Consider the following 11,924-nt stretch of genomic DNA (forward strand, 5'->3'; position numbering starts at 1 on the left):
CGCGGACTGGACCGCCGTGGGCGATGTCTTCACTCAGACGAACGCCAAGCTCTGCCTACGATTCAGTGGAGCAGGGGCACCGGACTCTTAACGTGCCGGCGGGAGGGGGATGACGTTTGGGTCGACCCCGCCGCCGATCGCTTTGCACACGGGACCGACGGACCGCGCCATCATCAGACAGATGCTGGCGGTCGGCGAGCCGGTCACCGCATAGGGTCAGCTAATGTGCAACGCCGAACAAAACGTTGCAGGTGACCGGAGGCCTCTGCCATCGTAACATTGGTGTCAGCCGTTTCGGCTCCGGCCCCTGAACTGGGTCATTCAACGGAGGAGGCGTGGCGGATGGACGTGCCCGATGACTGGACCACCCGGCTGGCCGACGCCATCGCCGCTTCGGTGCGAGAATTCGCTCCACAACTTCAGGGGAGCGAGGTATCCTTGCTCACGGTGATTTGTCTCCCGTGGCATGGCCTCCTGAGTCTGGGGATCTTGACAGCCGAAGAGCTTGCCCAGGATGCCAGTCTGGCAGACCCTCGAATGACAATGGACTGGCGGTACGGCGAGTTCACGGAAGAAGTCGCGGCTTGGAGACCGACGACGCCCCTCGCGCAAGAGATGCGAGCGACTTATGACGGTTCGTCCGATTGCCCCGCGACAGCGTTGGCGTTTCTACGGGCGAGCGCCAGGGCGGTCGCGACCGACACGGTGGCCGAAGCCGTGAGCCTCCTGAAGCGAGTCGGCGGATTCCGAATCAGCGTCCCGCATCCTGATAACGGCCGCGAGTTCTTTCCCTCGGCGGCCGAACCAGGCGCCGCACCGGACCCGGCCGCGTGATTTGTTTCGCACGGCTTTCCTGCTTGTTGTTGCAGCGCATTGTTTGCGCGGCCGGGCAGGCGACTTATTGTTCGGCGGCGGAGGCGGCCGGCCTCGCTCGCGTTGAGGAGTGAAATCATGGAGCCAGAACGCACCGCCGAAGACGACGATGTCGCCACGCTTTGCCGATGGCTTGACCTCGGCGCCGAACTCGCCGCCAATTCGGGGATGGACTACCACGGTCAGGTCGAGGCGATGAGGCAAGCGGGTGTCCCGGCGGGGGTGGCCGGACGGTTTGTCAACTTGTTCCCGATCCTCGCCGGCCGCCGGTTCCTTGCGGCGACAGGGTCACTGCCCAAGCTGGCCGACCACTACGTTGTCATCGACGGAAGCGGGAACGAACAGGCCGTCTCATTGGCCGAGTGCCAGTTCTGTCAGGCCGTCCAGTGGCGGCTGGACCGGCTCGACCCGGCCGACATGCTGGTCATCGGGGCATGCAGTTGCGAAGTGGTGGCGCTCAACGGGATGCTCAACCGGCTCGGGTCGCAGGCCACCGAGGATGTGGTGGCGATGATCGAGATCGAGGCCCCGCGGATGGGCGGCTGACCCACTCGAAGAATCCGGCGGCCCCCCGGTGGCAAAGGCACGCCGAGCCAGGCGTTGCACGTTTCCTAACCACACGATTACGGATCGTTTGCTGGCACAAGTCCTGTCATGCCGGCGGCCGATTTTCGGCCACAATGTCCCGGCCGGCGTCCGGTCCGTCGATGAATGGAAAGAGGACGAGTCCGCGATCAGGATTTTTCGGGAGTGGCTGGCCCGGCTGCTTGACGACCCCAGCTGCTCCCGCCTGACGAATTGGAATGTCACTGATCGGATTGTTTTTGATATTTCCGGAGATTTTCCGTCGAACTCTTCCCCGCCTTCGGGAACACTTTCCGAACGGTTGATTGCCCCGACAAAGGACTCGCATCGTCTTTGAGAAGCGTGACGATTGTGACGGAAAGCAATCGTCGGCCACGCATGCGAATTGGGACAGCGGGCCAAAAAATTCACGAAATGTTTTTTTCTTCTGAGATTGCAAATGCCCGGCCGCCCGATCACAATCCCCTTTCTTCACTCGCAGAAGGCCCGCCCATGAGCCAAGAATTTGTAGCTTTCTTTGGGGATGCCACCCAACAATCGCCATTTCCTTATCAGATTAAATTCGCCACCGGCAAAGAGTTGCCGCATCTGGTCCATGCCCCCACGGGGGCGGGCAAGACGGCGACAGCCATCATCGGCTGGCTTTGGCGATATTTCAGCGGCAAACCGACTCCCCGGCGGCTGGTGTATTGCCTGCCGATGCGGGTGTTGGTCGAGCAAACTGTCCGGGTGGCCAAGGATTGGATTAAGGCTCTTAAGCTGGATGTCCCCGTGCATGTCCTGATGGGGGGCGAGTCGGCCGAGGAGTGGGATTTGGAGCCGGAAAAGCCGGCCATCCTGATCGGCACGCAAGACATGCTTCTCTCCCGTGCCTTGAATCGCGGCTACGGGATGAGCCGGTTTCGCTGGCCCATGCACTTCGGCTTGGTGAACAGCGATTGCCTCTGGATTTTCGATGAAATCCAACTGATGGGCGTCGGCCTGGCGACCTCCTCCCAGCTTCAGGCGTTCCGCGAAACCTTGGGAACCTACGGCAAGGCGCAAACGATTTGGATGTCCGCCACGCTGCTGCCCGACTGGCTCGCCACGGTCGATTACCGGAAGAACATCGAGCCGGAACTGAAACTCGACGTCCTCAAACTAAACCCGGTCGAGGATTACCAAGCCGATGGACTCAAGGAACGCTGGGAAGCGTGGAAACCCATCGAACAAGCCGCGTTAAACGGCGAGAACCTGACGGCGAGTGAGACGAAAGATCTGGCGAAATTCGTCGTTCAAAAACATATCCGCGGCTCTCTCACGCTGGTGATTGTCAACACTGTGGATCGATGTCGTGGCCTGTTTGAGGCGATTCAAGAAGTATTCAAATCGGCGGGCAAACATGGCAAGAAAGCCCCCCTGCCGGGCAGCGTGCCCCCGGCCCCCGATCTCCAGTTGATCCACTCCCGCTTTCGGCCGAAAGAGCGGGAAACTTGGAAGGATTGGCTGACGCAAAATGCGGACGAGCTAATCAACACGCCGGGCCGGATTGTGGTGTCCACGCAGGTGGTTGAAGCGGGAGTGGACATTTCTGCCCGGACATTGATCACAGAACTGGCCCCATGGCCGAGTCTGGTGCAACGGTTTGGCCGGTGCAACCGCCGGGGCGAGTTCTTGAAGAAAGTCAATCCGGCCCAGATTTTCTGGACGGACGTCCCCACGACCGACGACAAGAAAGCCGCCCCGTATGACAAGGACGAACTGATCGCGGCCCGGTCGCGGATCACGATGCTCCCCGGCTCCGACGCCGGGTTGAAATCGCTGTCCGATTTCTTCGACTCGCTGGACGACGAGGCACGCGACGAACTTTTTCCGTTCGACCCGCCGCACGTCATCCGGCGCAAAGACTTTGTCGACTTGTTCGACACCACCCCGGATCTGGCCGGGAACGACATCGACGTGTCCCGGTTCATTCGCGACGGCGACGAGATTGACGTGCAAGTGTTCTGGCGGGCCGGAACACCGCCGCTGGAAGAACTCAAGATCGCGGAAGGGCGCCGAATCGCCCCTGTTCGGGACGAACTTTGCACCGTGAAGATCGGCGAATTCAAGGCGTTTCTGGCCGATGCCGATCATGTCGCTCATCACTGGGACGCGCTGGCGTCGAAATGGGTGAAAGCCGAAGCCGGGACGGTTTACCCCGGACAAGTGTACTGGCTGACGACCGCCATCGGGGGATACGATCCCAAGTTGGGTTGGAAGCCCGGCGAGAAGTGGCCCGCCGACCTTTGGAATCATGACCCGGACAAAGAGCCCGAGCCGAAGACGACACAAGAACCGAGCTATGACACGGACATTGTCTCAATTTCCACTTGGCGTTCGATTGCCGAACACACTGACGAAGTGCTGGAAGAACTCAATCTGATGTTCTCCGAAAAGGCGATCAAGGATTCTCTGCGTAAGGCAGTGATCGACGACTCCCTGCGCAAGGCAGTAATCGGGGATGCCTTGTGCGACCTGCTCGCATTAGCCGCCCGGTGGCACGACTGGGGCAAGGCGCACTGCATCTTCCAAGATGCGATCAAAAAGGAAGCGAACGGAAAACAACGCCCGGAAGGCCGCGATTTGGCCAAGGCACCGAAGGGTTTTTGGGACAAATACAAAAAGCCGCACTTTCGGCACGAACTGGCCTCGGCCTTGGGCGTGTTGAGGTTGCTGGCCGAGGGGCAGGCCCCGGCAGAGTGGGCGAGCCTGTCGCCGACCTTGCAAAATCTGGCGGTGTATCTGATCGCCGCCCACCACGGAAAAGTGCGGCTGTCGATCCGCTCCATGCCGGGCGAAAAAGTCCCCGACGGACTGTTGTTTGCCCGAGGCGTATGGCAAGACGACATATTGCCGTCTGTCCAACTCGGTGGCAAGGTAATGGCCCCGTCGACGACGCTTGATTTGACGCCCATGAAACTCGGCATGATCGACGGGCGCCCCAGTTGGGCCGAGCGCATGCTCGGCCTGCGGGACAACACAGAATTCGGCCCGCTGCGACTGGCCTATCTGGAAGCCCTCGTCCGGGCCGCCGACATTCGGGCCAGCAAAAAGGCCGACGAAGAAGCCGAAAAAAAGGCGCAGAAGGCGGTGCCAAATGAATGAACTGATTCTGGAAGGCTGCACGCCCGAACCCTTGATGGGCTACCTGAAAGCCCTCGGCGTGCTGCGACTGGTCAGCGAGAGCGAACAGGCCGACCCCGACGCGCGGGGATTCTGGCGTGACGGCGTGTTTGTCTTGCAAACGAAACTGGATGGCGAAGCGTTGGCCAAGTTTTTTCGGGAACAATACGAGCCGACGCCGATTGTCGTTCCGTGGAGTGGCGGAGATTTTTTCGGCGTCCGAACCGACCGGCCAATTGAAACATTCCCTAAAGTCCCCACGTCTTCCGCGGTCATTGAAGCTGTTTTGGCCACCAAGTCGCCGAGGCTGGCGAACTATCGTGTCACGATTTTGGAAACACTGGCCGCCATGCGTGCGATGGGCATCACGCAAAAATCACATATCGAAGGGGCGGCGAAGAAGAAGGTAAAAGCGAGTTTTCTCGCCCGTCTGCGATCTGTTTTGCCGGATAGTTTCCTCGGCTGGATCGATGCGGCCGCGCAACTCACCGACGAGGCGTTTGTTTTCAATTCTCTTCTCGGCAGCGGCGGCGGAAGCGACGGCAACACGCATTTTTCAGATAACTTCATGCAGAATCTTTGGGAATGCCTCCCGGAATTCGACGGGCAGCGATCCCGCATCGCCGACCCGCCGGATGTCGCAAGCGTCCTGTTCGGCACGGCCTCGCGATCTCTCCGGCAGAAGCGGACGGCCTCGCTGTTTGATTCCGGCGCCGTCGGCGGGCCAAACGCCGGAATGGGCCTTGAACGGGATTCGTTGCTCAATCCGTGGAACTTTGTCCTGGCGTTGGAGGGCTGCGTCTGTCTGGCCGGCGCTGTCGTGAAGCGTCAGCAGGTCAGCCAAAACACGTCGGCCTCGTTCCCATTTGCCGTGCGGATGACGGCAACGGGCTTTGGCAGCGGAGTGGACAAAGAACAAGGCCAGAATGAAATATGGCTGCCTCTTTGGGATGGTCAATTATCATTCCGGGAGTTGGAATATTTGCTCGAAACAGGACGATGTGAAGTCGGGCGAAGACCGGCGCGAACAGGATTGGACTTCGCGCGGGCGATTGCCGGGCTGGGAGTGGACGCCGGGATCTCGTCATTTGCCCGGTACGCGATCGTGCGGGGACGAGTCGGCGGCGACAATTACAACACCGCCGTGTCGGCCGGCCAGTTTGCTGTCCGGCCGCAACCGGACGTCGGCTTGTTGGAGTCTCTCGACAAATGGCTCGATGCGTTTCGTTATGCTTGCCGGACGAAAGACCAAGGCGCCAAAGTTGACCCGCCATCGCGGTTTCCCACCGCCCTGCGCCGCATCGAATCGGCGGTTTTCGACTTCTGCAAATACGGCGGCAAGGAACGGCTTGCCAGCATTCTGGCGGCCTTGGGCAATGCCGAGCGGCAACTAGCCCTCGGAAATGCGAGCCCCGACAACCGCCGCACTCATCGTCCCTTGGCGGGACTGGATGGCGATTGGCTTTCGGCGGCTGACGACGGCTCGCCCGAATTCCGGCTTGCCCGTGGCATCGCCTCTCTCAATCCCGGAGACGAAGGCACCGGCCCGGTTCGCCGATACCTCGAACCGGTGGAGCAAAACGGCAAATGGTGGGTGTGGGGCGAGGGGGGCGGGCATGTCGTTTGGAACCAAGGCGGCGTGGTTCGCAATCTTGGTGCCATGCTTGTTCGCCGATTGATGGATGCTGAGAAGAACGGCGAAGCGATGTTGCCGCTTGGAAGCCCCTATCCGGCCACCCTCAAGGACATCGAAGCTTTTCTGGCCGACGATGTTGATGAAGACAAGCTCGAAGAACTGATCTGGGGTTTGTCGCTCGTTGACCGCGCCAAACGGCCCCAGCCGTCTGACAATGCGGATGAAGCCAAACGGCCCCAGCCGAATAATGAGGAAGACGCCGAGTTGCCCCGGTCATACGCCCTGCTCAAATTGTGCTTCTTGCAAGGCCGGCTTGAGTGGACGAAGGGCAAGGACGAATCGATTCTGCGAATCAACAGTCCTTGGCGGAGAGATGTGTCGGCCGGGGTGATTGTCAAACCCGAGCCGACGATCCTCGCCAAACTGCGTGCGGGAGATGTGCAAGGAGCCTGTGAGGTTGCCGCACGTCGTCTCCGCGTCTCCGGATCTCACTTCAGTGTCGTGGGTGAATTGCTGGCGGATGGTCGTCGGCGCGCCGTTGATTGGACGATCAGCGGCACGTCGCCGGAACGTCTGCTCGCGGCTCTGTCGATTCCAATCCCGGATTGTTGTGTGAATCAATTGGCTGATTTGGTGCTTCGCCAACCGGTCCTATGAAACCTCTTTTTAAGGAGACTCGCCTGTGGCTGATGTGTTCGACAAACTCAAGGATGCTCCCCGCCTGCTCATGCAAGCAACGCTCAGACCGCTTCAGGGGCAGCGATTCCAACCAACCGGCTTCGCCGATCTCGGTCCCGCCCAGTATAAGGCTTTCCGTGAAAAAGATTCCGGCGACAACGCTTCCCACGATGACGCACACGTCGAAATGCTTCTCGTCGAGTCGCCGCAATCGGTGGCAAACCGGCTCGAAACGGTTTGTTGGGATCGTCTCAAAGGGGCTCTCGTTCCCGAACTTTCGGGGATGCCTTACGTCCAGGTGAATTCGCCCAGTAACACTCCGATCACCAACTCGATCCTCGAAGCTCACCGATTGAATTCGCCGTATATCCTCGAAGGCAAAGACACTTCCTTCCGCGAGATGCTGAAGAAAGAACTCACCGGCATGGAGAAGGGGCCGGTGGACATTGCCCTCCTGGCCAAACTGGTTTTCAAGTTTGACACAAACGCCGTGTTGCACGGGCTTTTCTTGGCGAAGCCCGACTTGGCTGGCGGCCGGCTTCGCATGTCCCGGATTCTCTCGGGATTCATCGAAGCGTCTGACGTGCAAACGGCCGCCAGTGGCGGCGTCAAAAACGATCATGTGAATCCGGGCAAAGACGAAGCGGCCGGCATGGACGCATCAGCCGGGTTTGGCAACGTGCCGTTCCACCGTTCAGAATTTACGGCGAAAGAACTTGTCGCCTATTTCAACCTCGACCTCTCCCAATTGCGAGGCTACGGATTGGGAGCTGCCGCCGAAACATTTCTCATCGCACTGGCCCTGTTCAAAATCCGGCGATTCTTGAGCACAGGTCTTCGGCTGCGAACCGCCTGCGACTTGGAAGTGAAAGATGAACTGATCGCCAAAAAACCTTCGGAGTATTCTTTGCCGGACGAAAAAGAATTGGCCGGATTGCTTAAGAGCTCGCTCGCCGAATGCAAGAAAGCAAAGCTGTTTGCCGACGGCCCGGTGACGACAGTGATTTACAAGAACAAAACGACCGAAGACACGGAGTGACCCGCCATGCCCGTTTCAATTGGGTTGAAATTTCCCGGCGGGCGGTTCCATGCGACGCCGTGGGGTCACCATGTCAATGAGGCGTTGCCCGAGTGGCCGCCGTCGCCGTGGCGGCTGTTGCGGGCCTTGGTGGCTGTTTGGAAACGCAAGTTGCCGCATCTGACCGCCGATGTAGTGGAGAGGGTCTTGGCAGAGTTGGCGAACTCGTTGCCGTCGTTCCATCTGCCGCGGGCGTCGTTGGGCCACACCCGGCATTACATGCCGTTGAACTCGACGGATGAAAGCAAGCGGACGAAGGTCTTCGACGCCTTCATTTCGCTTTCCCGTGCGTCGGAGGTGGTGCTTCACTGGCCGGACGCCAATTTGGCAGACGGCGGCGAAATGCTTGCCCTGCTGTTGTCTCAGTTGGGAAACTTCGGGCGGGCCGAGTCTTGGTGCGATGCCCGGTTGCTGGACGGGTACGCCCCGGAGGCGGAGCCGGGCCGGCTCAATTGTTTCCCGGCCGGGCGCGAGGCCCCGGCCGGGCGGACGGCGGGGCAAGAATCGGTGCGCGTGCTGACGGCGGACCCGGCGGGCTGGAATGGCTGGGCGTTCGTCAGTCCCAAGATCATTCGCCCCGACCCGCCGTGGAACCTGCTGGCCGAGACGGCCGACCTCCACACGGAGCGCTGGAGCGACCCGCCCGGATCAAAGTGGGTGACTTACCACCGGCCGGCCGACTGCTTCGCCATCCGGCCGTCCGTCCGGACCAGCCTGCGGGAAGAAAGCCCGGCGAAAACCACATATGTGGCCGCCCGGTTCGTCATTGACGTGGCCGAAGGGCGCCGGCCGCTTCCGCTGGTCACGGAGACGCTGCCGTTCGCGGAGGCCATTCGCTGGCATGTCGGCCAGGAATATCGCCGCATCATTGAGAACCGCCATCGTGGCGTCAAATTCGCCATCAATGATTCCCGGCTGTATTCCCCCACTTTCCACGGGAAGGATGCCGACGGCGTCATGGTCAAATCTCATGACCATGCCTTCTTTCTGCCCGAGGACATCGACAGGGACGGCCGGATCGATCACGTCACGATCTACGCCAAGGGAGGCTTCACCCGCGACGATGTTTCGGCGTTGGACAAACTGCGCTCCCTCTCGTTCGGCAAGGAGGGCGAAGCGGACGACGACAGCCCCCAACCTTGGCGGCGTCAGACAACCCATCGCCTGATGTTGATTGGCTTGGAGAAGGAGAGGCCGGACTTAATGGAGTCCGGCACAGTGTGGGTGTCCGCGACTCCCTACATCGCCTTCCGCCACTTGAAGGAACGAGGAAGAAAGCGAGACGACCGGCGGTTCGTCTCGCCGGAAGCACTGCCGGAATTCATGAAGCAAATTTTCAGCGAAGACTGGGACCAGCGGGATTATCTCGCGCATTTGCCGAAGCCGGAGATTGAGTTTGTCCCCGATCCGCTCAAGGGATTGGAGTGGAAATATCGCAGCCTTCAATTCCGTCGTGCCCGCAATCGGCCGGGGGACGATGGCTGGAGCCGCCCGTTCGGGACATTCCGGCTGACCTTCTCCAAAAAAGAGGTTCCCGGCCCGATCAGTTTGGGTTATGCCTCCCACTTTGGGATGGGGGCCTTCCGCCCGGAGAAACCGGCCAGCCAATTGCCGCATGGTCAGGCCGAAATTTGAAGCCGGCACAAATTCGCAGAGGATCGTTCAAGGTTGGGAATGTCATCGCCGACCTTGAAGGCTGATAACACAATGAAGGAATGATGCGCGCTTGCTGAAGCCATCGTCTCTTGATCCTTGATTGTGTTGTCAGGCAATTTTAGCCTTGTCGAAATTCGTGGAGTTTTGGGGTGAAAGCAGACTTTTTTGGGGCTTCGGGGTAATTGCCGTTGCCGACAAACACGATCCAGTTGTCTGGCAAACCGGCTTTTGTCACAAGAATCCGGGCGGCCGAAACCTACCCGGCCCAACTTCCGCAACGGGGGATGTTCCGTTTCACCCGCGACGGTGCCAAGTCATCCTCCGGGTCCGGGAGTTACTCCGCGTGTCGCTGACGGAGGCCAGGGCGCTTGTGGACGGCGAAGAACTGCGGCTCCTGAAGTACCGAGACTGGCACGAGTGCAAGCGGTTGGGCGAAGAGTTCGAGACGCTGGGCGCCGAGGTCCGCGTCGGCTTCTAGCGGCCGTCCAAGTCGCCCGCGGAGGGGCGGCCCCTTGCCGCAGGTCCGGCGGCGGGTTAAGCTCGCCGCAAGGCGGCCGAACGAGGCGCCGCGCGTGACTGCGGCGGCATCCGGTAAAATCAGGGTTCAAAGTCTCACCAGCCGCCGCAGGTGAACCGGGGTGTTCGGCGGCGCGGTTTTAATCATGACGAAACACAATGGACAACTCTCTGGCAGGAAAACTGACGGCGCGATCATCTGGTATTTCTCTTTATGGTCTTGCCCCGCCCAAGAGGGCGACGCCACCGGAAGAGCTAAAAAGCATCGTGGCGCAACAAGTCGCGAGGCTTCAATCGATGCGTATCGACGGCCTTGTTGTTTATGACATTCAGGACGAGGCGGCACGTATTTCGGAGCCTCGGCCGTTCCCTTTCATGCCAACGCTCGATCCGGCGACTTACGCTCATGAGCATCTCGAACGTCTGGCCGCGCCGAAAATCGTGTATCGGTGTGTCAACCGAGACACTCCTGAAACCTTCGTCCAGTGGCTCAAAGACCAGGACGCGAGAGAATCGCCTCTGGCTGTGCTCGTGGGCGCGCCCAGCCAACGTGCGGAAGCAAGCATTTCCTTGGCGGACGCATATGCCCTGGCGCGCCAGCACGCGCCCCGGCTTCTCCTCGGTGGCATTTCGATCGCGGAACGTCATGGCAAAAGCGGCGACGAGCACGAGCGAATTCTGGCGAAGACGGAGAGGGGTTGCCGCTTCTTTATTACGCAGGCGGTGTATGACGTCACATCCACGAAATCGATGTTGTCCGACTATGCCCTCGCCGTTCGAGAGAAAGGCGGCGCGGCCATGCCGATCATTCTCACGTTCTCACCTTGCGGTTCGGCGAAGACACTGTCTTTCATGAAATGGCTCGGCATTGCCTTTCCGCGATGGCTGGAGAATGAGTTGCGCTTCGCCGAGAACCCGCTCGCCGTGTCGCTGGATCTGTGCGAGCGGATCTTCGTCGAGATCTGGGACTACGCTCATGAGAGGGGAATTCCGGTTGGCGTGAACGTCGAAAGCGTCTCGATTCGCAAGAGCGAGATTGAAGCGTCCGTGGAACTATTCAAACGGCTGCGCCGACGAATGGGGGCATCAGCCGATGAAACCTGAGAAGCAGTTCGCGTCGTTGCGTTTATCATGAGGTTTCAGCAGCCGAACAAAACGTTGTAGCTGACCGGGGACCTCAGTCGTGGTAACATTGGTTTCAGCCGCCGCGTCCCGGCCGCTGAGTTTGGGCATTCGGTCTGTGGCTGGCACATCGTCAATCTTCGGGGATTCTGATGTCTTTCAAACCCAAACAGGCTTTGGATCACAATCGAAAATTGGCATGCTTTTTCACAAAAGCAATCCTGCTGTTGTGCGTAATCGGATGTGGAACCGGTAAACAGCCGCCATCCGAGGGGAAGCCGGCCCCAATCCACATGAAAGTGGGCCAGGCAATCGTCGGTGATGGCGATGAGATCGCAAATGTCGTTTTCCTAATCGGTGACATACAAGGGCCCGTCGGTGACGCCTTTGCAAACGCTATCGCAAATCAGAAGGCGGGACATCCGGCTGAATTGACCCTGTTGGGTCCCAACACCGCCTTGAAGCCGCCAACCGTGTTGGTGCCGACAGTGACCATCAAATCCGCCAATCAAACGGTCCAACTGTTCGGACCAGTCCAGCAAGCCATGGCAAAAGGGGTCGCCGATGCAATCGAAGAGGGGACAATCCCCAGGGCTACTCAGAGGTTGATCTTGGGTCAGTGAGGAAGTCCAGTGC

General features: G+C 59.8%; 9 protein-coding genes. All 9 read left to right on the plus strand.

Annotation, left to right across the window (positions count from 1 at the left end; all coding sequences use genetic code 11):
* The first annotated feature begins 342 nt into the window (after positions 1-342).
* The 9 genes from BGIM_RS0145065 (at position 343) to fae (ending at position 11,911) form a co-directional block, all read left to right on the plus strand.
* Positions 343-834 carry a hypothetical protein gene (locus tag BGIM_RS0145065; RefSeq protein WP_020476142.1) on the plus strand — a complete coding sequence of 164 codons (492 nt, stop codon included), beginning with the start codon at positions 343-345 and terminating at the stop codon, positions 832-834.
* 117 nt (positions 835-951) lie between these two features.
* On the plus strand, positions 952-1,419 hold the full coding sequence (locus tag BGIM_RS0145070) for a hypothetical protein (RefSeq protein ID WP_020476143.1): 468 nt from the start codon (positions 952-954) through the stop codon (positions 1,417-1,419).
* A 531-nt stretch (positions 1,420-1,950) separates the two neighbouring features.
* On the plus strand, positions 1,951-4,584 hold the full coding sequence (locus tag BGIM_RS56065; RefSeq protein ID WP_063607972.1) for a CRISPR-associated helicase/endonuclease Cas3: 2,634 nt from the start codon (positions 1,951-1,953) through the stop codon (positions 4,582-4,584).
* Positions 4,577-6,895 carry a type I-G CRISPR-associated protein Cas8g1/Csx17 gene (gene cas8g1, locus BGIM_RS0145085; protein WP_020476146.1) on the plus strand — a complete coding sequence of 773 codons (2,319 nt, stop codon included), beginning with the start codon at positions 4,577-4,579 and terminating at the stop codon, positions 6,893-6,895. The genes BGIM_RS56065 and cas8g1 overlap by 8 nt, the downstream gene beginning before the upstream one ends.
* 25 nt (positions 6,896-6,920) lie before the next feature.
* Positions 6,921-7,955: a type I-G CRISPR-associated RAMP protein Csb1/Cas7g gene (cas7g, locus tag BGIM_RS0145090; protein ID WP_020476147.1), complete on the plus strand. Its 1,035-nt coding sequence runs from the start codon at positions 6,921-6,923 to the stop codon at positions 7,953-7,955.
* Positions 7,956-7,961: 6 nt separating this feature from the next.
* Positions 7,962-9,629, plus strand: a complete 1,668-nt coding sequence (gene csb2, locus BGIM_RS0145095) for a type I-G CRISPR-associated protein Csb2 (protein WP_020476148.1) — start codon at positions 7,962-7,964, stop codon at positions 9,627-9,629.
* Between the two features lie 364 nt (positions 9,630-9,993).
* On the plus strand, positions 9,994-10,128 hold the full coding sequence (locus BGIM_RS67990) for a hypothetical protein (RefSeq protein ID WP_261340004.1): 135 nt from the start codon (positions 9,994-9,996) through the stop codon (positions 10,126-10,128).
* A gap of 197 nt (positions 10,129-10,325) precedes the next feature.
* Positions 10,326-11,270 (plus strand): methylenetetrahydrofolate reductase, encoded by a 945-nt coding sequence (locus tag BGIM_RS0145110; protein ID WP_040892275.1) that lies wholly within the window; start codon positions 10,326-10,328, stop codon positions 11,268-11,270.
* Positions 11,271-11,440: 170 nt separating this feature from the next.
* A complete protein-coding gene (gene fae / locus BGIM_RS59515) occupies positions 11,441-11,911 on the plus strand; it encodes a formaldehyde-activating enzyme (protein WP_020476151.1) in 471 nt (156 codons plus the stop codon).
* Positions 11,912-11,924: the final 13 nt, after the last annotated feature.

It is taken from the genome of Zavarzinella formosa DSM 19928 (assembly GCF_000255705.1).
Classification (GTDB): Bacteria; Planctomycetota; Planctomycetia; order Gemmatales; family Gemmataceae; genus Zavarzinella; species Zavarzinella formosa.